The 22,101-nt window shown below is 43.6% G+C and carries 22 protein-coding genes; 5 read left to right on the top strand and 17 right to left on the bottom strand.

Annotation, left to right across the window (positions count from 1 at the left end; genetic code table 11):
• Nucleotides 1-21: 21 nt before the first annotated feature.
• The 5 genes from hisD to HNR31_RS12310 all read right to left on the bottom strand — a co-directional run bounded on the left by hisD (nt 22) and on the right by HNR31_RS12310 (nt 4,125).
• Nucleotides 22-1,296 carry a histidinol dehydrogenase gene (hisD, locus tag HNR31_RS12290; RefSeq protein ID WP_181556522.1) on the bottom strand — a complete coding sequence of 425 codons (1,275 nt, stop codon included), beginning with the start codon at nt 1,294-1,296 and terminating at the stop codon, nt 22-24.
• Between the two features lie 13 nt (nt 1,297-1,309).
• The gene (gene hisG / locus HNR31_RS12295) at nt 1,310-1,933 is read right to left on the bottom strand and encodes an ATP phosphoribosyltransferase (protein WP_181556523.1); all 624 of its coding nucleotides are present in this window, start codon (nt 1,931-1,933) and stop codon (nt 1,310-1,312) included.
• A 3-nt stretch (nt 1,934-1,936) separates the two neighbouring features.
• Nucleotides 1,937-3,115, bottom strand: coding sequence for an ATP phosphoribosyltransferase regulatory subunit (locus HNR31_RS12300; RefSeq protein ID WP_181556524.1), 1,179 nt, complete (start codon nt 3,113-3,115; stop codon nt 1,937-1,939).
• A gap of 532 nt (nt 3,116-3,647) precedes the next feature.
• A complete protein-coding gene (locus HNR31_RS12305) occupies nt 3,648-3,962 on the bottom strand; it encodes a hypothetical protein (protein WP_220129512.1) in 315 nt (104 codons plus the stop codon).
• The gene (locus HNR31_RS12310; RefSeq protein ID WP_181556526.1) at nt 3,937-4,125 is read right to left on the bottom strand and encodes a hypothetical protein; all 189 of its coding nucleotides are present in this window, start codon (nt 4,123-4,125) and stop codon (nt 3,937-3,939) included. The genes HNR31_RS12305 and HNR31_RS12310 overlap by 26 nt, the downstream gene beginning before the upstream one ends.
• A gap of 525 nt (nt 4,126-4,650) precedes the next feature.
• Here HNR31_RS12310 and HNR31_RS12315 point away from each other — a divergent pair.
• Nucleotides 4,651-5,106 carry a MarR family winged helix-turn-helix transcriptional regulator gene (locus tag HNR31_RS12315; RefSeq protein ID WP_181556527.1) on the top strand — a complete coding sequence of 152 codons (456 nt, stop codon included), beginning with the start codon at nt 4,651-4,653 and terminating at the stop codon, nt 5,104-5,106.
• A 329-nt stretch (nt 5,107-5,435) separates the two neighbouring features.
• Here HNR31_RS12315 and HNR31_RS12320 read toward each other — a convergent pair whose 3' ends face one another.
• The 12 genes from HNR31_RS12320 to HNR31_RS12375 form a co-directional block, all read right to left on the bottom strand.
• Nucleotides 5,436-5,954, bottom strand: coding sequence for an acyltransferase (locus HNR31_RS12320; RefSeq protein ID WP_181556528.1), 519 nt, complete (start codon nt 5,952-5,954; stop codon nt 5,436-5,438).
• 3 nt (nt 5,955-5,957) lie between these two features.
• Nucleotides 5,958-6,599: a pyrophosphatase PpaX gene (gene ppaX / locus HNR31_RS12325; RefSeq protein ID WP_181556529.1), complete on the bottom strand. Its 642-nt coding sequence runs from the start codon at nt 6,597-6,599 to the stop codon at nt 5,958-5,960.
• The gene (locus HNR31_RS12330; protein WP_181556530.1) at nt 6,596-7,534 is read right to left on the bottom strand and encodes a nucleoside recognition domain-containing protein; all 939 of its coding nucleotides are present in this window, start codon (nt 7,532-7,534) and stop codon (nt 6,596-6,598) included. Before HNR31_RS12330 ends, ppaX begins: the two co-directional genes overlap by 4 nt.
• Nucleotides 7,535-7,551: 17 nt before the next feature.
• Complete coding sequence (gene lgt / locus HNR31_RS12335; RefSeq protein ID WP_181556531.1) at nt 7,552-8,361, bottom strand: prolipoprotein diacylglyceryl transferase; 810 nt, start codon at nt 8,359-8,361, stop codon at nt 7,552-7,554.
• A gap of 19 nt (nt 8,362-8,380) precedes the next feature.
• Nucleotides 8,381-9,316: an HPr(Ser) kinase/phosphatase gene (gene hprK, locus HNR31_RS12340; RefSeq protein ID WP_181556532.1), complete on the bottom strand. Its 936-nt coding sequence runs from the start codon at nt 9,314-9,316 to the stop codon at nt 8,381-8,383.
• Between the two features lie 400 nt (nt 9,317-9,716).
• Complete coding sequence (locus HNR31_RS12345; RefSeq protein WP_181556533.1) at nt 9,717-10,079, bottom strand: phage holin family protein; 363 nt, start codon at nt 10,077-10,079, stop codon at nt 9,717-9,719.
• A 52-nt stretch (nt 10,080-10,131) separates the two neighbouring features.
• Nucleotides 10,132-11,208, bottom strand: coding sequence for a DUF4097 family beta strand repeat-containing protein (locus HNR31_RS12350; protein WP_181556534.1), 1,077 nt, complete (start codon nt 11,206-11,208; stop codon nt 10,132-10,134).
• A 21-nt stretch (nt 11,209-11,229) separates the two neighbouring features.
• Nucleotides 11,230-11,550: a DUF4870 domain-containing protein gene (locus HNR31_RS12355; protein WP_181556535.1), complete on the bottom strand. Its 321-nt coding sequence runs from the start codon at nt 11,548-11,550 to the stop codon at nt 11,230-11,232.
• Between the two features lie 72 nt (nt 11,551-11,622).
• The gene (gene uvrA / locus HNR31_RS12360; protein ID WP_181556536.1) at nt 11,623-14,487 is read right to left on the bottom strand and encodes an excinuclease ABC subunit UvrA; all 2,865 of its coding nucleotides are present in this window, start codon (nt 14,485-14,487) and stop codon (nt 11,623-11,625) included.
• Nucleotides 14,488-14,496: 9 nt separating this feature from the next.
• Entirely contained in the window at nt 14,497-16,476 is a 1,980-nt protein-coding gene (gene uvrB, locus HNR31_RS12365; RefSeq protein WP_181556537.1) for an excinuclease ABC subunit UvrB, read from the bottom strand.
• A 149-nt stretch (nt 16,477-16,625) separates the two neighbouring features.
• Nucleotides 16,626-16,847, bottom strand: coding sequence for a CsbA family protein (locus HNR31_RS12370; protein ID WP_181556538.1), 222 nt, complete (start codon nt 16,845-16,847; stop codon nt 16,626-16,628).
• Nucleotides 16,848-16,863: 16 nt separating this feature from the next.
• Nucleotides 16,864-18,054 (bottom strand): PDZ domain-containing protein, encoded by a 1,191-nt coding sequence (locus HNR31_RS12375; RefSeq protein WP_181556539.1) that lies wholly within the window; start codon nt 18,052-18,054, stop codon nt 16,864-16,866.
• A gap of 234 nt (nt 18,055-18,288) precedes the next feature.
• On the opposite strand from HNR31_RS12375, the gene HNR31_RS12380 reads away from it, so the two are divergent.
• The 4 genes from HNR31_RS12380 (at nt 18,289) to HNR31_RS12395 (ending at nt 22,086) form a co-directional block, all read left to right on the top strand.
• Nucleotides 18,289-18,795 (top strand): MerR family transcriptional regulator, encoded by a 507-nt coding sequence (locus HNR31_RS12380; protein WP_181556540.1) that lies wholly within the window; start codon nt 18,289-18,291, stop codon nt 18,793-18,795.
• A gap of 179 nt (nt 18,796-18,974) precedes the next feature.
• A complete protein-coding gene (locus tag HNR31_RS12385; RefSeq protein ID WP_181556541.1) occupies nt 18,975-20,666 on the top strand; it encodes a DUF6044 family protein in 1,692 nt (563 codons plus the stop codon).
• 14 nt (nt 20,667-20,680) lie between these two features.
• Nucleotides 20,681-21,691 (top strand): glycosyltransferase family 2 protein, encoded by a 1,011-nt coding sequence (locus HNR31_RS12390; RefSeq protein ID WP_181556542.1) that lies wholly within the window; start codon nt 20,681-20,683, stop codon nt 21,689-21,691.
• Nucleotides 21,688-22,086 carry a GtrA family protein gene (locus tag HNR31_RS12395; protein WP_181556543.1) on the top strand — a complete coding sequence of 133 codons (399 nt, stop codon included), beginning with the start codon at nt 21,688-21,690 and terminating at the stop codon, nt 22,084-22,086. The genes HNR31_RS12390 and HNR31_RS12395 overlap by 4 nt, the downstream gene beginning before the upstream one ends.
• The last annotated feature ends 15 nt before the right edge of the window (nt 22,087-22,101 follow it).

The following is a 22,101-nucleotide window of genomic DNA, read 5'->3' on the forward strand; positions in this document are numbered from 1 at the left end:
TCCCTTCTGTTCATTTGCTTGTCAAGTGCGGCTTTTTAACCGTTCTTCAACCGCACGCGCATGCGCTTCTAGTCCCTCTAATCTCGCCAATGCCGTGATTTTTGTTCCATGCTCTTGTAGCGCTTGTTCGCTATATAAAATGATGCTTGATTTTTTCACAAACTCATCGACGCTTAACCCGCTTGAAAATCGTGCCGTTCCGTTCGTTGGTAAAACGTGATTCGGTCCAGCGAAATAATCACCAACAGGCTCAGAACTGAAGCGGCCTAAAAAAATCGCTCCGGCATGTCGAATTTGTCCAAGAAGACTCGTTGGCTCCGCCGTGATGACTTCTAGATGTTCCGGCGCCAATTCGTTGACGACCTCTACCGCCTCTTCTAACGTTTCCGTCACATAAATCGCTCCATATTGTTCGAGCGACGCAGCAGCAATCTCTTTTCGTGGCAATGTTTCTAATTGTTTCTCCACTTCGCTCGCTACTTCTAACGCGAACTTCATGGAAGGCGTGACAAGAATGCTTGACGCGCGCTCATCGTGTTCTGCCTGTGATAAAAGATCAGCTGCGACTTCATTGGCTTTCGCTGTTTCATCGGCTAACACGACAATTTCGCTCGGTCCGGCAATCATATCGATTGCGACTTGACCGAACACTTCTCGTTTTGCTAGCGCCACGTAAATGTTCCCCGGGCCGAAAATTTTATCGACCGGCTGAATCGTTTCGGTTCCATAGGCAAGAGCAGCAATCGCTTGGGCTCCGCCAACTTTATAAATTTCTTTGACTCCTAGCTCATTGGCGGCCACTAATACCCCTGCTGGCAACGTGCCGTGCTTGTTTGGCGGAGAGACGATGACAATGCGCTTCACTCCCGCTACTTGCGCAGGGATAACATTCATGAGTACAGACGATGGATAGGCAGCTGTCCCCCCCGGAACGTACAAACCGACGGCATCAAGCGGTGTCAATTTTTGCCCAAGAATCGTTCCGTCTTCTTTGGTCATCATCCATGATTCGCGCTTTTGCCGCGCATGGTAATCGCGGATGTTTGCCGCTGCTTCGCGAATAAAGCAAAGTAAGTCTTCTGCCATTGCTTCATAAGCTGCTTTCATTTCTGCTTCCGTTACACGCAATGAATCCAATGTTACTTGATCGAATTTTTCCGTATACGTTTTTAACGCTGCATCACCATGCTTACGCACGTCATCAATAATTTGCCGAACTGCCCGTCTTTGCTCTTCCGTTCCTGTTTCAATCGTCCGTCGCAACGATAACTGCCCCGTTACTCGTTCGATTCTCATCTCGTTCCCCCCCTCATTCATCTGGAATCACGACCGATAGCCGTTCTACCATTTGATTAATTTGCACATCTTTCATCCGATAGCTGACCGGGTTAACAATGAGACGTGATGTGACATCGGCAATTTTCTCGAATTCGACAAGACCATTTTCTTTGAGCGTCCTTCCGGTAGACACAATGTCAACGATGCGATCCGCAAGCCCTATTAACGGAGCAAGCTCAATCGAGCCGTTTAACCGAATGATTTCAACTTGCTCCCCTTGCTCACGAAAATAGCTCGACGCGATATTCGGGTATTTCGTGGCGACGCGCGGAGCGATATGATGAACTTGGCCGTGAGGAAGCCCGGCGACCGCTAAATGACATTTGCTAATTTTTAAATCTAGCAATTCATAGACATCCCGTTCTTCTTCTAACATAACGTCTTTTCCAGCAATCCCTAAATCAGCTACTCCATGTTCTACATACGTCACGACATCCATTGGCTTCGCGAGAATAAATCGCATCTTTTCCTCCGGAACTTCAATAATTAATTTGCGTGATTCAGCAAATTCCGGCGGAAGCGTATAACCCGCTGTTCGCAACAATTCCAGCGCTTCTTCAAAAATCCGCCCTTTCGGCATCGCAATCGTCAACACCACTTACTCCCCCTTCCCCGTATGACCAAGCAAATACGTAATATGTTGATACCGTTTGCTGTACGCATCAATATCCTGAATGCCAGAAATGTGTTGCAATACGACCCGCTTTCCTTCTCGGCGCTTTTCATTCGCTAATTGAATCGCTTCGCCAAACCGTTCTTGACTAAAAATAATGCATTCGATTTTTGCTTCTGTTTCCATTTCTCCGAGTGCTTCGATTAAACGGTCGAGGCGAATGCCAAAGCCAGTCGCCGGGGCTTTGCGCGCAAACTTTTCAAGCAATTCGTCATAACGTCCGCCATTTCCAAGCGGAAATCCGATATTTTCCGCATACACTTCAAATAAAATGCCTGTATAGTAGCTCATATGGCTCACAAGTGTCATATCCATTTTGACAAAATCAGCAACCTCATACAGTTGGAGTGCATTCCACAGCTCATGAAGCTCTTCGATCGCGTTTACCCCTTCTTCCGTATGAACAAGCTCTCGCGCTTCGTGAATCGCCGTTTCGTCACCACGTAAATCAAGAAGATGAAGAAGGCGTTGCTGGTCGATCGATGAAAGAGGCAACGATTTAACATGCTCACGATAACCGACGTAATTTTTTTCATATAAAAATCGGCGTAAAACGTTGGCACGCTCTTCGTTCCCTAGAATCTCCAAAAATAATGCATTCACGTAGCCTATATGACCGACAGCTACAGTAAAATGCTGTAATCCGGCCTGTTGTAATGTCGCAATCATTAAACTAATCACTTCCGCATCCGCGGCGACCGTACCATCGCCAATGCACTCAACACCCATTTGTTCAAATTCCGCTGGTCGGCCGCCTTCACGCTGCTGAGCGCGAAATACACTTGCATTATAGGCAAGACGTAATGGATTGCCTTGCTGGTAAAGGCGGGAGGCCGCCAAACGTGCGATCGGTGCGGTCATATCCGGGCGAAGCACAAGCGTATGGCCTTGCTGATCGAGCAATTTAAACAATTGATGGTCCGCAATCGCTGACGCTGAGCCCACCGTCTCGTAATATTCTAAAGTCGGCGTTTCGATAAATTCGTATCCCCATTTTTCAATTTCACTCGTCATTGCTTGACGAACAGATTTTTTTATCTCATATAGAAACGGCAATGTATCACGCATGCCCAACGGTTTTTCGAACATAAATAATTTTGACATGTTCACACGTCCTTTATCCCCAAATACTTTAGTTTGCTAATATGGTAGAGAAGTGAAGTTATTTGTAGTTTACTCCTCATAAACCCATGCGTCAACTATAAAATATTCATTTTACATAAAAGAGATGGACAATAAAAACAAATAGATCCGCTCAATAAGGAGGGCAAAAGAATTTTAACCCCTGTGCTGTTCCATTGAGAAAAACAACAAAACGAGCAGGATGAAGTGCCATCCTGCTCGTTAATACTTTCTTAATCCATATCGTCAATACCCAGCTCTAGTATTAAACGATGAAAAGTATAAAATGCCAGTTCTGGAGTATATAATTATCTCGCAATAATACCAAATTGACGGAACAGATCGTCGATAGAACCGTCCGCATCTCGCAAACCAACAAGCTCATAATGGGCAATGTGAAGTTCTTGGCGTAAAGCATAAAATGATCCGGATGATCGCCTTCAGGACTTTATCCTGATGTTCATAAGATCTGTCTTTGCCGGTAAAAGGGTGCCCTCCAGTAGGTCAACCGTTCTCAGGAATCCGTATAGGAACCGATTCGAGTATGTGGGCAGTCTTTAAGATTTTTTCCCCGAAAACAACGCAGCACATATTCTATTGAAGCCAGTATATCTTTCAGATCAATTGTTTCTTCGAATACCTCCGTATAGAACTTATATCCGACATAATCCAATGACTCCACAAAAACTCGCCCGCCAAGCTGAAAAATACGCTCCCAGAAATCAGGAACAACCGGACCGAAATGATCTGGAACTGCACTGAACCCGATATTCCCCTGAACGCCAGTCGCTTCCGTTTCCTCTTTAGCCGCGATAATCCCTTGGACCAAAGCGTTTTGCACATTCGATTAGCGCTTCGACCGTAATTCGCAAGGAATCGAGACCAAAACTATATTGTCTGATGATGGTACGAATCAGCTCGAGCCAGCCAGCTAGCTCCATCCCTGAATCTTGAAAGCCTAGTGCTACATCCCGCTTGAACTCCCATTTCACTAACGTTCAACGTAGGATAAGGTTTTATTGGCTGATTCAGATCCACTATATAAATGTAATAATGTTTTTTCTGTTCCTTGAAGCTCTTTTAATGCCCAATAAATTTTTCATCATTATCCTTCGGTCCTACAGCTAAACCTGCTGGCGTCCCCGCCACGCTGAACATAAACACCAAAAATCAAACCGGATGAACTCATGAGAGAACCTCTCCCCATAGTATTGAGAAACTATGCAAGCAATCAGTTACACATCATAAGCGCAGTTTCACTACGATAAGTTAGTATCGCTTTGCTGCTTGCCTTGGCAACTAATGAAATTGAATTATGATTCCCATCACGATAAACTAAATTTAGTCAATAAATATTTTCTATAAACAAAAAATATTTAATAAATATTTACTTTTTACACCTCTATATTGTTAATTAAAAAAGCCATTAAATTCATATTTTTTACTTAAAACTCAAATAAATAGTAAATAATTATTCCCTAATATCAATGCGTTAAAAAAGAGAAAGGATGTATTCAATGACACGAGTTCAAAAAATCGCCGAAAGCTTTGCTCAACTTCTTCCTCTGTTTGATAACAAAGTTTTTAAACCGATTATCCAAGCTACCCCCATTCCGAAAAAACAATCGGATTTGACTCATTTGCAGTTTCACATTTTGGAAGCTTTATTCCATGCAAAGACAGGGATCTCGATGACCCAATTGGCCCAAAACTTAAGAATTTCCAAGCAGCAGTTGACCCCTCTGATTCGAAAATTGGAGGAAAAGGACTATGTGGTAAAAGTGCAAAGTTCTACTGATAGACGGTTTGTTATACTCACACTGACCGAAAAAGGGAAACAAATCGTACAGAAACGCTGGGAGGAAATTTATCGTCTATTTTGTGACAAGATAGGGAAACTCAGTGAGGATGACTTGATCGACTTGGACTATGCAATCACCAAGCTCGTTCGAATTATGGCCAAACTCGAGTAAGTCTCATCTTTGATCTGTGTTTTTCTCTCTAAATAAACCAATTTTTAATCCCTAATATCATGTCAAACATCGCTCGATTTTCGAACAACGTATGAAGGCCGGCATTAAACAGAGAAAGCTAAAGCTCACAATCCATCTCCAAAATAAAGAGGTGAGTCCTTTATCTAGAAAGCTCCCTGACAAAGTCGAACAAAAGCGGGAAAGGAATTGATTTTGAGAAGGAATTCGATATTAAAATCCCCCTACTTAACCGAAGGAACTGTGGAGATCGCTCAGTAAATAAGAAACTGGTCTCCCGCCTCTACACGAATGCAGGCGGGAGACCCAAGCTATTTATTGGAATGACCTTTTCTTTTCTCCATCTCTTCTTTCGTATAAATAATTCTCATCGGATTACCGGCGACAAAGGAGCCAGCCGGCACATCCTTATGCACGACCGTTCCCGCTGCCACTACAGCGCGGTCACCAATAACAACGCCGGGGAGTATGGTCGAATTGGCGCCAATCATCACCTCATTGCCGATGACAACATCACCGAGCCGATATTCATCAATTAAATATTCATGTGCTAAAAGAGTCGTATTATACCCAATGACCGAGTTACGGCCGACTTTAATTTTTTCCGGAAACATAATATCCGGCATCACCATTAACGCTAACGCTGTTTTTTCGCCAATTTCCATGTGTAAAAACGTACGGTACAGCCAATTTTTTAGCGGCAAAAACGGCGTATAGCGCCCGATTTGAATAACGATGAAATTTTTGATGACTTTCCAAAATGATACAGTCTTATAAATCTGCCAAAGCGAATTCGCTCCTGACACCGGATACTTCGTCGTCCGCCTCACGCCCTATTCCACTCCTAAAATGTTCAATAAATCACTCATTTTTTCTAACATAAAATCCGGTTCATACTGCTCCAAGTATTCTCGTCCTTTAATTGTCCATGCAACTCCTGCCGTCTTTGTTCCTGCATGTTTTCCCGCTAAAATATCATGATAATTGTCGCCGACCATCAACGTTTCTTCTGGTGTTGATTGCAGCACCGAAAGCGCCTTAAAAATCGGTTCTGGGTCTGGCTTTGCCTTTTTCACATCGTCAAGCCCGACGACGCAATGAAAAAACGAATCTAGTTTCGTTCGCTTTAGTCCCATCAAAGCGGTCGAGTGTATTTTAGTTGTTACCACTCCTAATTTAAATCCCTTTGCATGAAGCGTTTGAATTGTTTCATAGACGGTTTCATATTCTTTGATAAGGGCATCGTGTTGCGCATGATTGAACGCCCGATATGTATCAATCATTTCTTGTACCCGTTCCTCATCCAACGCTACAAATGTATCGTAAAGCGGTGGACCAATAAACGGTAATACGTCCTCACGCTTATATTTCCCCGGATAGTACATTTCTAACGTGTGCAAAAAAGATTGAATAATCAGTTCATTCGTATCAATTAACGTTCCATCTAAATCAAATAACACGGTACGAATATTCATAAAGCAGCTTCCTTCCTTCGAGTTTGTGCGATACGATTCCAAGTAAAACTAGCTATCATCGTCAATATAATCGCGGTGATTAAGCGAATCAATAAAAGTGACCATACTGGAATTCCAAGCGGAACAAACAGCAATGTATCTTCCACCACCGCATGACACGCAACAAGAAAAAGAAACACTAGCGTTAAATCTCGTTTTGACACTCCATCTTCTTTTACCGCTTGAATCATTACACCCGCTCCGTACGCAAGCCCAAATAAAAGCCCCGCAGCAAGCGTCATCGATGTATTTTCCTTCATTCCCAGCGCTCTTGTCACCGGAGCCATCCAACGTGAAAACACGTCAAGCCATTTTAAATCTTTTAATAATTGAATACCGATCATTAACGGGATGACAATCATTGTTAATTGAACGATGCCAAGAAACGCTTTTTTGACACCAGCGATGATGATTGCGCTCCAACTCGTGAGTTGTTCAGGAGAATTGGAGATAAAACCGTACTGAGCCATCTCGTTTCCGCCTTGCCAAAAAAGATGGATAAAAAAAGCAGAAACGATCGCTAATGCAAGGCGCACCAATACCGTTAAAGCAATATTCATTCCGGTTTTTGCCGCTACGGTCGATTCAACAAGCAAATTATGAGAAAACGAAAGCATCACAGCTAAAATAAACACTTCTTTTACCGTCAAGTCTAACGTTAAAATCGCTCCGATCCCCGCATACAAACTTAACAAATTCCCTAACACAAGGGGAATCGCCGCATCGCCGGGCAAACCAATCCATTTCATTAGTGGGGTGACGAATTCAATCACCCATTGTAAAATCGGAGTATGCTGTAACATTGATACGATCAAGGTAATCGGAAAAATGACTTTTCCAAGCGTCCATGTCGTTTTCAACCCGACGATGAGACCCCGCTTTAGCGTTCCAAGCATAGCTCTTCTCCCCTTTTCTAATCTGTATAACGCTCCTTGGCTAGCCCTCTCACTCTTCTAAAAATCCATAGACTGACGGCAATGAGAATAAGCACAATCGACATCACTTGTGCCATGCGAAGATGAGCAGTTAGCATTAAACTGTCCGTTCGCATTCCTTCAATAAAAAAGCGGCCGATCGAATACCAAATAAGATAACTAAGGAATAACTCACCACGTCGCAAATTGATGTTTCGAAGCGCTAGTAAAAGTAAAAAACCGATGAAATCCCAAACCGACTCGTATAAAAACGTCGGGTGATAGTACTGACCGTTAATATACATTTGATTAATAATAAAATCCGGCAAATGCAGGCTTTCAAGAAACTGTCGCGTCACCGGACCACCGTGTGCCTCTTGATTCATAAAATTCCCCCAACGGCCGATCGCTTGCCCTAAAATAATGCTTGGTGCCGCGATATCCGCCAGCTTCCAAAACGATAAACCACGCACTTTGGCAAAAACGATTCCTGTGGCAATCGCTCCAATCAACCCACCGTGAATCGCCAGCCCCCCTTCCCAAATTTTTGGAATTTCAGAAAGATGCTTTGAATAATAGTCCCACTCGAAAATAACGTAATATGTACGCGCACATATAATCGCGATTGGTACAGCAAATAGGACAAGATCGACAAACGTCTCCTTTGGTAACCCTCGCCGCACTGCTTCCCGCGTCGCTAACCATAATCCAAGAAGCACTCCCGTTCCGATAATGACACCGTACCAATAAATGGTGATCGGGCCTAGATGCAAAAACACGCGGTCTAACGGTTGAATCGTTGTCTCCATTGATGTTCCCTCCTATCTTTTATTCATAATCATGGTCTCCATCCTCAATCGCATCTGTTAGACGCGCTGAAAACTCTTCTGCTGCATTCATGCCCATCCGTTTTAAGCGGAAATTCATCGCTGCTACTTCAATAATGACCGCAAGATTTCGCCCTGGTCTTACAGGAATCGTCAGCTTCGTCAATTCTGTATCAATAATTTTGACTTTCTCTTCCTCAAGTCCGAGGCGATCATATTGTTTGTTTGGGTCCCAAAGTTCCAAATCAATCACTAACGAAATGCGCTTATGCGTCCGAACGGCTCCAGCTCCAAATAATGTCATCATATTAATAATGCCTAAACCGCGAATTTCCAAAAGATGTTCAATTAATTCAGGAGCGCTTCCCACAAGTACACCTTCATCTTCTTGGCGAATTTCCACACAGTCATCCGCCACTAACCGGTGCCCTCTTTTAACAAGTTCAAGCGCCGTCTCACTTTTTCCAACGCCGCTTTTTCCAGTGATCAAAACACCAACCCCATAGACATCCACTAATACACCATGCACTGCTGTCGTTGGGGCTAGTTTACTTTCCAAATAGTTCGTCAAACGGCTTGAAAGGCGTGTCGTTTTCATCGTGGAACGCATAACAGGAACAGATTGACGTTCAGAAGCCTCAATAAGCTCTTGTGGTATCTCTAACCCACGCGACACGATAATGCCGGGAGTAATATCGGTACAAAGTCGTTCCATACGCACTTTTCTCTCTTTCGGACTTAACGTTTCAAAAAAAGAAAGCTCTGTTTTTCCTAATAATTGAATGCGTTCAGCAGGATAATAAGCAAAGTATCCAGCGATTTCTATCCCTGGACGCGACAAATCACTCGTCGTAATCGGGCGGTGAATTCCTTCAGCGCCGCTGATCAATTCCAATTGAAATTGGTCAATAATATCTTTTGTACGTACTTTCGGCATGTCGGCCCTCTCCTTTCCTCGTCTTTTTCCATTTTAGCACTTTTCCTCCCTTCATTGAATGGGAGACAATAAGAAAAGAATAAGCGTCCCAAGTTCTCCTAAAACTTGCCCACGTCCTGTGTGCAAACAGAGAAACATCACCATCCTAGCTCCGCGATGGTCAAACGTTCTTCGTCCACAAAAGTGCTTGCACTTCGAGTGCGAAGACTATTTGACACAAGAGAGGCAGCCGAAGGAAGACTATTTTCCAGACTCTGCACCTGCGATCACTCGTCACATGTCAGCGAAGAAGTTGGTTTAACCAGCAGATATGTTTCTAATTAGACACCCCTTCTCAAGAAAGGAAAAAAGATATAATGATGAAAAAGGTGAGCACCGATTCAGGTGTCTCACCTTTGTACTACGATCTGCGCTGCAATGGTTCGATAATTGCTTTTTGGATGAGCAAATGGAAAAAGGAAAGAACGATGGAAGCAAGCAGTGCCGTTCCAAATCCACCAATTTCAAATGCATCGCCCATAATAGCGGCAGTCATCATCAACGTTATTGCATTAATCACAAAGAAAAATAATCCAAGCGTAAGAATCGTAACCGGCAATGTCAAAAGGATTAAAATCGGCCGTACAAATATATTGAGAATGGAAAGAATGAGGCTCGCAATGAACGCAGCCCCCACTCCGCTAAAGTGGATCGAGGCAAAATACCCATCAATTGCCATCAATAAAACTGTGTTCACAAGAATGCTAATCAGCCAGTTCATCATGAAAAAATCACGGAAAAGTAATGTTTCCTTCTTATGACTGTCACTCGTTGCTTCATATACTATCATCTCCAATGGATTGTAATGAAATCGAACCTGTTTTGGAATCGGCATAAACGCGTAACAGTGGTTGTTCCGTTTGCTTGCTTACAAACTGCAGCCCCTTTTGTGCTGCTTCATGCTTTTCTTCAACAATGACGAGATTGGTATGGTTATACGATAAACTGCCGAGATTCGTCTTTATCTCCCCTTCTAGACGAGCGTCTGCTGGAACGAATAATTTCGTATTTCCTGTTACGGTTTTAGTATATATCGTCCCTTCTTTCCCTTCATTCTTACATATCATCGTACCACTAAATGTGCGCAAGTGCACGTTTTTGTATGTTCCGTTTATTTCGATAAGGCCATGAACATTTTCAGCCTCAATATCTTGCACTGTGCTTTGCAAAAGAGAGATGGAGCCGTTTGCCGTTTCCAACTCCGCTTCTTCAACAATGAGGTGATGAAGCGCAATCGAACCATTGACCGTTTTCGCACGCAGCTGTCTTGCTTGCAAACGATCCGCGTGAATATCACCGTTAAATAAACGCACTTTTACATGATCATAATAAGTCTCTGGAATGTAAACAGTGGCCTTTGTTTTCATGAATGGCTTCGGAACGGAAAATCGGCAATATCCGTTTTCGATTGAAAAAAATACCTCCCGCAAAAAGGACTGCCGCGCTGCTTCCAATGACTCAGCCCGATATACTTTTGCCTCACACTCGATACGAACATCCCTTTGATCCCATGGCACTACCTTTACATTGCCATTGGCGATATGAACATCAATGGCTCCAAAAGAGGCATCGCTTTGCTGAAAAATATGTCTTACTTCAAAAGCAGTACCGAAATGAAGATCTAAGTCTTTGATCTTTTTCACCGTTGTATCCAAGAAGTCGAATAGCTTTTCTTTTAACGATGACGACTTGACAGAATCTTGCTTTGTATCGGTAAACTGAACATCTGTTGTTAAAAACGCAGCATCTCCACTTTTTTTTCCTTCCTCTAATTGTTCAAGCAATGTAAGCGCCTCTTCTACCGTTAGCATTCCTTCCTTCACCATTTTTAATATGCGCTTTTTTTCCTCCATGCGCGTATCCCTCCATCACCGTTATTTTAAGACTTGAATCCCTTTAATAATGTTCCAAACTACAACAATCATATTAACAATCCCCGCAATAATGATCCCTATTAATACAAGACCTGGCATTGAGTCAACCGCGCCACTTTGATGAAAAATTCCAATAGAGATGCCCATAATCACAAAGAGCACAATCGTGGCAAACGGGATAAGATGAGAAAGAAACGCTTTTTTCGCATGCGTTTTTACTTCAACACGATCGCTGACGAAATACACAATAATCGGAAAAATAAACCCGGCAAAAAAGACACTAAAATAACATAACGAAGCAAGCACTTTATTTGAATTCATCGTCGTTTCCCCCTTTGCTTTTTATATACGACATGGGTGGCAAAAAGTTTCTAAAAAAAAGCACGGCGGGTATTACACCCCCGCCGTGTCATACATGGCTCTCATTCGCTTGCGATCCCGCTCAAGAATCGGTTTTAAATACTTTCCTGTATAAGAACCTTCCACTTCAGCAACCTCTTCCGGTGTTCCCGTAGCGACGATTTGTCCACCTTTATCGCCGCCTTCCGGACCAAGGTCAATAATGTAATCAGCTGCTTTAATAACATCAAGGTTATGCTCGATGACAAGAACGGTATCGCCGTTATCGACTAATCGCTGCAACACTTTTAACAAACGAGAAATGTCATCGACATGCAATCCGGTTGTTGGCTCATCTAAAATATAGAGCGTGCGCCCTGTAGAACGGCGATGCAATTCCGACGCTAATTTCACACGCTGAGCTTCTCCGCCAGAGAGCGTCGTTGCTGGTTGACCAAGCTGAATATATCCTAAGCCAACGTCATAAATCGTTTGCAGCTTCCGTTTGATTTTCGGGATATTTTCAAAAAATTGGAGCGCATCTTCAACTGTCATCTCTAACACTTCAGCAATATTTTTTCCTTTATATTTCACTTCTAACGTTTCGCGATTGTAACGTTTGCCGTGACACACTTCACAAGGTACATACACATCCGGCAAAAAGTGCATTTCGATTTTAATAATTCCGTCGCCGCGGCACGCTTCACATCTTCCACCTTTGACATTAAAGCTAAACCGGCCTTTTTTATACCCGCGCACCTTCGCTTCGTTCGTTGCGGCGAACACCTCACGAATATCATCAAATACTCCTGTGTATGTGGCAGGATTGGAACGCGGCGTTCGACCGATTGGCGACTGGTCAATGTCAATCACTTTATCTAAATGCTCAATACCTTTGATCGCTTTATGTTCACCCGGCTTCGCTTTAGCGTGATGCAGCTTTTGCGCCAATGCTTTATGCAAAATTTCATTGACAAGCGTACTTTTTCCAGAGCCTGACACACCTGTTACCGCAATAAACGTGCCGAGCGGAATTTTCACCGATACATTTTTTAAGTTATTTTCCCGCGCGCCGACAATTTCTAACCAACGTCCGTCAGGCTTGCGTCGCTCAACTGGAAGCGGAATAAATTTTTTCCCTGACAAATATTGTCCGGTAAGCGAGTTCGGATCGTTCATCACTTCTTCCGGCGTCCCTGCGGACACAACTTGCCCACCATGAATGCCGGCCCCCGGGCCAATGTCAATTAAATAGTCGGCCGCAAGCATTGTATCTTCGTCATGTTCAACGACAATAAGCGTATTGCCGATATCACGCATACTTTTTAACGTCGCAATTAAGCGATCGTTATCGCGCTGATGAAGACCGATGGATGGTTCATCTAAAATATAGAGCACACCTGTCAAACGAGAACCGATTTGGGTCGCTAAGCGAATACGCTGCGCCTCGCCGCCCGAAAGCGTTCCCGCCGAACGACTTAACGTTAAGTAGTCGAGACCAACGTTGTTTAAAAAGCCAAGGCGTTCAATAATTTCACGCAAAATCATATTGGCGATTTTCATTTCTTTTTCGCTCAATTGTAAATTTCGGAAAAAGTCGAGCGCTTCAGTAACCGAAAGTGCTGTCACTTCTCCAATATGTTTGCCGCCAACAAATACGGCTAGGCTTTCCTTTTTCAACCGGTTTCCTTTACATGTCGGACATGGCTGATCCGCCATGTACTTTTCCATTTGCTCGCGAATATAATCGGAGCTTGTCTCACGATAACGGCGTTCAACGTTCGGAATGACCCCTTCAAATTCAATGTACTGCTCGCGAACTTGTCCAAAATCGTTTTCATAACGGAAATAAATTTTCTCTCCATTGCTTCCGTATAAAATTTTATCAAGCTGATGCTTTGGCAGCTCTTTCACTGGCACATCCATGTCAATGCCGTAATGACGGCAGACCGCTTCTAGCAATTGCGGATAATATTGCGAGCTTTGCGGTTCCCAAGGGGCAATCGCATGCTCACGCAATGTTAATTCATCGTTTGGAATGACTAAATCTGGATCGACTTCTAACTTAGCTCCTAGCCCATCACAATCCGGACAAGCTCCGTACGGGCTGTTAAACGAGAACATGCGCGGCTCTAGCTCGCCGATGGAAAAACCGCAATAGGGGCACGCATGGTGCTCGCTGAACAACAATTCTTCCTCGCCAATGACATCAATAATCACTTTACCATCTGCAAGCTTCAATGCCGTCTCAAGCGAATCCGCCAAGCGTGAAGCGATTCCTTCTTTGACCACAATTCGGTCCACAACTACTTCGATGGAATGTTTTTTGTTTTTCTCAAGCTCGATGTCTTCGGTCAACTCACGCATTTCTCCATCAACGCGAACGCGCACATAGCCTTGCTTTTTAATCTCTTCGAGCGTTTTCACATGTGTCCCTTTTCGCCCTGATATGACCGGTGCGAGAATTTGAATTTTCGTCCTCTCCGGATACGCTAAAATACGATCCACCATTTGCTCGATCGTTTGCGACGTAATTTCAATCCCGTGCTCCGGACAAATCGGGCGCCCGATGCGGGCAAACAACAGGCGCAAATAGTCATAAATTTCCGTTACTGTTCCGACCGTTGAGCGCGGGTTACGGCTCGTCGTTTTTTGGTCAATGGAAATCGCCGGTGACAACCCTTCAATCGCATCAACATCCGGCTTGTCCATTTGCCCTAAAAATTGACGCGCATAAGCGGACAGCGATTCAACATAGCGCCGCTGTCCTTCCGCATAAATTGTGTCAAAGGCAAGCGACGACTTTCCCGATCCGGATAAACCTGTCAACACGACAAGCTTATCGCGTGGGATTTCTACATCAATGTTTTTTAAATTATGAGCTCTTGCTCCTTTAATAATAATCTTATCCTTAGCCATATATTGCGATCATCCTTCCGCTTTTAGCTCAAAAATTAAATCACGCAACTCGGCTGCTCGCTCAAAATCAAGCGCTTTGGCCGCTTCTTTCATTTCCTTTTCTAAGTTGGCAATGAGCTTGTCTCGCTCTTTTTTGGTGAGATTGCTGTAATTCGGCTTTGTGTCGTACGTTTCCTGTTCTTCCGCAGCATACGTCGCACGAATTACATCGCGAATGTCCTTTTTAATCGTCTGCGGCACAATGCCATGCTCGCGATTGTACGCTTCTTGGATGGCACGACGCCGCTTTGTCTCATTAATTGCGATTTCCATGGACTGGGTAATCGTATCAGCATACATAATGACATGCCCATTCGCGTTACGGGCAGCACGACCAATCGTCTGAATCAGCGAGCGCTCGGAACGCAAAAATCCTTCTTTATCGGCATCAAGAATTGCCACAAGAGATACTTCCGGGATATCTAACCCCTCCCTGAGCAAGTTAATGCCGACCAACACATCGTATTTGCCCATACGCAAATCACGAATGATTTCAATTCGCTCAAGCGTTTTAATTTCCGAATGCAAGTACGCCACTTTAATGCCAATCTCTTTTAAGTAATCCGTCAAATCTTCCGCCATTTTTTTCGTTAACGTCGTCACAAGCGTACGCTCATTTCGTTTGACGCGCTCGTGAATTTCCCCGATTAAATCGTCAATTTGCCCTTGAATTGGACGAACATCAATCGTCGGATCTAACAGTCCCGTCGGGCGGATAATTTGTTCAACGACCTCAGGACTATGCTCTAATTCATATGGTCCCGGTGTTGCCGATACATAAATAATTTGATTAATTTTTTGTTCAAATTCCTCAAACGTTAACGGGCGGTTATCAAGTGCTGATGGCAAACGAAATCCATGATCCACCAATACTTGCTTGCGCGCCCGGTCCCCATTATACATTCCGCGAATTTGCGGCAATGTCACATGTGATTCGTCGATCACAATAAGAAAGTCATCAGGGAAATAATCAAGCAACGTATATGGCGTCGACCCCGGCGGACGCAATGTTAAATGGCGGGAATAGTTTTCGATACCTGAGCAAAAGCCCATTTCCCGCATCATCTCAAGGTCATAGCGCGTCCGCTGTTCCAAACGCTGCGCTTCTAGCAGTTTTCCTTGCTCACGCAATTCTTTCAACCGTTCCTCTAGCTCTTTTTCAATATTTTGAATCGCCAGTTGCATTTTTTCATCGCGCGTAACGAAGTGGGATGCTGGGAAAATGGCAACATGTTCCCGTTCACCGATAATCTCTCCTGTTAACGCATCCACTTCGCGAATGCGATCAATTTCATCACCAAAAAATTCAACGCGAATGCAATGTTCATCGCGCGAAGCTGGAAAAATTTCAACAACGTCGCCGCGCACGCGGAACGTTCCGCGCTGAAAGTCAATATCGTTCCGTTCATATTGCACATCGACAAGGCGACGCAACAGTTCATTCCGTTCTATTTCCATGCCTACACGCAATGACACGACGAGCTCGCGATATTCTTCCGGCGAACCTAAACCGTAAATGCACGATACGCTCGCGACAATAATGACATCGCGCCGCTCAAACAGCGCCGATGTCGCCGAATGTCGTAATTTATCGATTTCATCATTAATGCTTGCGTCTTTTTCAATGTACGTATCCGTTTGCGGCACGTATGCTTCCGGCTGATAATAATCATAGTAACTAACAAAATACTCCACCGCATTGTTCGGAAAAAACTCCTTAAATTCGCTATATAATTGCCCCGCTAATGTTTTATTATGGGCAATCACAAGCGTCGGCTTATTGACTTCTTTAATGACATTGGAAATGGTAAACGTCTTTCCCGTTCCTGTGGCCCCTAACAACGTTTGATGCTTCACACCATTTCGAATTCCTTCTACTAATTTGGCAATCGCCTTTGGTTGATCGCCTTGCGGCTGATAGGTTGAGACTAACTCAAAACGCTCTCCCACATGCAAAGCCTCCTATTCTCATTCATCCTAACTCTCATTGTAGCATATTGAAAGAAAAGATGCACAAAAAAAGCGAACTTATATTCGTTCCAAAAAATCCAATCGTTACAAAAAAACGTGCCTTCCGTATTCGAAGGCACGTTCTCATTTCATTTTTTTAGCCTTTTGACCATCTTTTCTGCATACAAAAATCCGACGGTCGTGGATACAATATCAGCTAAAATTTCATGTAATTCATCCGTATACCCTTTCACATAAGAAGCCACTAATAAAGCGACCGTTAACAGCGTACCGACATAATGGTTATACGTCACACGTGTGAATAAAAGAACTAGCAAGCATGGCACAATTAACGCAATGATAAACCACATCGCCAAAACTCCTTATTTAGACGGCTTCAGAGGCCCATTTTTTTCGTTGTTGCACAAACAATAAACCAAGTTCATGGTGTTCATCTTCATATAATGCTCCTTGCACAAAGCGAACTTCTCCATTTTCTCCCAACACTTCTAACTTGCAAAACGCGCGATTCCGCTGCAATGCTCTGTAAAACTCTTCTTCCGTTTTCACTGGCATTCCATTTACCTTCACAATCACTTCACCAATTTGAAGTGCCATCTTCTCCGCTTTCGATTTCGGAAGGATCCCTACGATTACCAGCCCGTTCGCGCGCTGCGAAAAGTAAGGCGGCTGGGAACGGTCTTGAACATGCTGGGAAAACGCAAACCATTCTCTCACAATAAACGCTACAGCTGCCGCGGCAATCGCTAACGTCACATACCAGTAGCTTACCACGGCCAGAATGCTGGTCACAAGTGACAACAGCATGACACGTTTCCCCGTAAAGTGAATCGATCGATGCGGATTCATTCCTTGAACATGCTGGGAAAAGCCAATGAAAAACGGGACAAGCATGAGGGAATACGTGTCATTCCCTCCCGGAAACAGCGGCCACCACGAAAATGGAGGAACAAGCGCATCCCCCGTCACCGGAAGCAGTATCGGCACAAACCAAAGCCGTTGTGCCCAATGTTCCCCGACGATGAACCCACGCTTACTTTTCGTCAATTGCGGAGATGTCCCTACAGCCCCATTTCGTAAAATCAACCACGCTTCCGCCATTAAAAGCAACGCTAGCAATATCGCTAACGCTGGCAAATTCGTTTCATTAAGTCCAGGAAAATTGGCTGTAAAAAATGATTTTGTTCCTTCATATCTAGCTAAAAAACTAACAACAAAAAAAGTCAATCCGATCGTGTAAGCAGGCGATAACAACCTCATTTGTAACGTCAGCCCAAGCAATATCGTTACCCAAGCGAGCAACATCACCGCATCCCGCGGAAACGCCACACCGACAACAACGGTCACAAACGAAATAACAACGCCGATTCCAAGACCGCTACGCCAAAAAAATTTGCTTTCATGAAACCAATCATACACACGAATATGAAAATGACTTCGCTCTTTTTTTACCCGGCGCCATCCAACAAAAAGCACCAACAAAATTCCATAATAGAAAAGAGGTTGTATCCATAACCGACCAATTCCTTTGATTATTTCTAACACCCACGCGGACATTCCCTATCACCTCGCTATGTTCACGATTCTGCCAATCTACTTGTATTCTATCAAATCGCTGTCGTAAATCCTATGACTGTTAGGAATTTTTTTCAACGCCTCTTGCCAACAATTGACGAACCGTTCGAGATGACCACTTTCTTTGCCGAATCCGCACTAGTTTTGTCAAGCCGAAAGGAAATCAGCACTCGATGGAAAAATGATATAAGCAAGAAGAAAAAGGAGGAGGAAACTATGGAGCTAAAAACAAGTAACGTCGCCAAACGCCTTGGGGTATCGCCGAAAACGGTTCAACGTTGGGTGAAAAAATATAACATTCCGTGCTCAAAAAACGAAGCTGGTCATTATGTATTTGATGCTGAAACACTGGCATTGTTAGAACAAATTAAGTTTGAACATGGAGCCGCTCTAGAAGACAGCGATATCATCGATATAGAAGAAAAAGATGCCTTCTCTGCCGAAGCGTTTTTCACCACTTACGTCCAACCGCAACTCGACAAATTCACCTCACGCCTCCAGCGCATGGAGCGCCAACTTGATCAAAAAGCCGATGAAGTCGTTTCATTTCAACTATTGCAACACCGTCAAGAAATTGATGAGCTCACTACTTACATTCACGAATTAGAACAACGGCTGGCTCTTCTCGAAAAAGTCAATCACGACCGCTCCCTCGATGAAGAAAATAGCAGAAAAAAACCAAAACGACGCGGTCTTAGCCGCATTATGAGTTTATTTGCATAAAATCGTTTCGTTCTCCCTTTCCGCTTGCTAGCGCACAGCGGGAAGGGAGTTCTTTTTTCCACTAGAATTCATCGCGCTACCTTTTACTTTTCTTAATAAATTTTTTATTGTTTTTTAATCATTTTGTCTTATAATAAATGCCGTTTTGACTAAGTTTAAACAAGAAGGAGCGGAGAACAATGATACCGTGTAACAAACAAGTCAAAAACAAAGAACAAATAGCCATATGGATCGCAGTCCTCCTTTTAGCTCTTTATCTCTCTCCGCTTTATCTGTTAGGAGAAAACGCTCATATTCGCGTTCATGATAACTTAGATTCCAATATTGCGTGGTATAAGGTGCTGACAAAAAGCGGAGAGTTGTTTGGACCGCTCAATGCCACGATTCCACAAGTCATTAATGGTCTGCCTCGCAACGCTTTTGGCACGGAGTTTAGCGGCATCGTCTGGCTCCATGCCCTGTTTCCTTCAATGGTTGCGTATGCCCTTAGCCAGACGATTACACGAGTGTTCGCCTTTCTTGGGATGTATTTGTTACTAAAACGACACTTTTTGACAGAACAAGAGGCCTATCTCATTCGCGTCGGGGCAGCTCTCGCGTTTGCCCTTACCCCTTTTTGGCCATCAGGTATGTTAAGTACACTCGGGATGCCGCTTGCGCTTTGGGCGTTTTTAACCATTCGAAATCGACAAGCGTCATGGAAAGAGTGGCTCGTTCTTGCCCTTCTTCCGTTTTATGCAAGTTTTGTCCTTGGCTTTTTCTTCTTTTTAACGGCGATGGCATTACTTTGGTTGCGCGATGTCATCGTCAAAAAACAATGGAATCTCCCGTTCCTTGGGAGTATCGCCTTTATGACGGGACTGTTTCTAGCCATTGAATATCGTCTCGTTTACTCACTGCTGTTCGGAGAAGAACCGACGAGCCGAAACGAGTTTGTATCTTCCAAACTTGGTTTTTGGCACACGGTTCGCCTTGTCTTTAAAAATTATTTACTTGGACATACCCATGTGATGACATTGCATACCTTCATTATCTTACCTGTGCTTTTCATTGCATTTGCCTTTGTCATCGCCAAACAAAACAAGAAAATAGAAAAACAGTTTTTATTTCTATTTGTCTTAAATTTCGTCTTATCCGTCTGGTATGCGTTCTGGTTTTACAAAGGGTGGCAGCCGCTCAAGGAAAGATTTTCGTTGCTGAACACTTTTAATTTCGCTCGCTTTCACTTTTTACGCCCGCTTGTCATCTATCTGGATTTTGCGATTGCGTTATGGATTCTCTGGCAAAGAGGAGAAAAATGGAGACGGTTTGTCGTTGTCTCCCTTGTCCTGCAAATTCTCTTGCTCTGTGGCTTTAACGAAGAAATTCGTTATCGAATCATTGGCACTCCATCATTTAAGGAGTTTTACGCAGAGCATTTGTTCCAAGAGATTAAAGACTATATCGGACAACCACAAAGCTCCTACCGGGTCGCCAGCATCGGGCTTCATCCGGCGATTGCGCAATATAATGGGTTTTACACGCTCGACACGTACAACAATTTTTACCCGCTTTCTTACAAGCACGAGTTCCGAAAAATTATTGCGAAAGAGCTCGATAAAAGTCCGGAACTCAAAGATTACTTCGATCATTGGGGCAATCGGGTGTATATTTTCTCAGCAGAACTAGGCAAGCATTACGATTTTCGAAAAACGTCTCATAAAAAGATTCGCCATCTTGACATCAACACAGACGTCTTTAAAAAAATGGGAGGACGCTATATCTTTTCTTCTGTTCCGATTATGAATGCGAAAGAAAACCATCTTCGCTTGATGAAATCATTTGAAGACTCAGAATCCGTCTGGAAGATTTACTTATATAAAGTGGAGTAAAGGGGGAAACTATCGTGAAAAAACCGGTATTAACGATTGTTGTACCATGTTATAACGAAGAAGAAGTGTTCCTAGAAACCGCCAAACAATTAACCGCCGTATTGGAAGACTTATTGGACGAACATCTCATCGCAGCCGAAAGCAAAATTTTGTTTGTAGACGATGGTAGTCGTGACCGAACATGGTCGCTCATTGAAAAAGAAAGCGAAACTAATCCGTTTGTAACAGGCTTAAAACTATCGCGTAATTTCGGACACCAAAAAGCGCTTCTGGCCGGACTTGAAACAGCAAAAAACTATTCTGATTGCGTCATTTCGATTGATGCGGATTTACAAGATGATGTCTCTGTTATTCGTGAGTTTGTGGTGAAATATTGGGAAGGGTTCGACATTGTATACGGAGTGCGCCGCAGCCGCAAAACAGACACCTTTTTCAAGCGAGCGACCGCTCAAGGCTTTTATCGTTTTATGCGAAAAATGGGTATTCATCTTGTTTATAACCATGCGGATTTTCGCTTAATGAGCAAACGGGCGTTGGAAGAATTAAGCCGTTACAGTGAAGCAAATGTATTTTTACGCGGAATTGTTCCCTTGCTTGGATTCCGCTCGACCGAGGTGCTATACGACCGAAAAGGGCGATTCGCTGGAGAATCGAAATACCCGCTCAAAAAAATGCTGGCATTTGCCTTTGACGGAATGACATCATTTAGCGTTGCACCGATTCGGTTTATTACATTCATCGGCTTTCTTTCGTTTCTCCTCAGCAGTGCAGCCGGCATTTACGCCCTGATCGTCAAATTATTAGGACATGCGGAATCCGGATGGACATCGTTAATGATTTCGATTTGGTTTATAGGAGGACTCCTATTAATGAGTATTGGCTTAATTGGAGAATATATCGGAAAAATTTATCAAGAGGTAAAGAGACGACCGCGGTTTACGATTGAAGAAAATTTATACTCTCGACAAATGGAACACGAGTTATCCCTTCCTTCATTCCATGAAAAAGAAAGGGTGAAATCATGAATCACCCCTTCTTTCGTTTTTTACTTGTCGGGCTGATGAATACGGCGGTTGGACTGTCTTCGATGTATATGCTTCTCCATCTTGCCCATTTTTCCTATTGGTGGGCAACATTGATCGGCAATACGATCGGCGCTATTGTAAGTTACATTTTAAATCGTGTCTTCACCTTTCAAAGCAACGCTCCGATTGCCGATAGCGCCGTTCGCTTTCTTATCGTCATCATGACGTGCTATTTTGTTTCCTATCGCCTCGCGAAACAAATCGCAGATTGGACAATGACAACCATTTCCATTGTACCTCCGCATTATACGAACGATATTGCCATTTTATTTGGCACAGCTCTCTATACCGTTCTCAACTATCTTGGTCAAAAACGATTTGTGTTCGTAAAATAAAAATGGGCTGCATCC

Source organism: Thermaerobacillus caldiproteolyticus (assembly GCF_013761245.1).
In the GTDB taxonomy this organism is placed as follows: domain Bacteria; phylum Bacillota; class Bacilli; order Bacillales; family Anoxybacillaceae; genus Thermaerobacillus; species Thermaerobacillus caldiproteolyticus.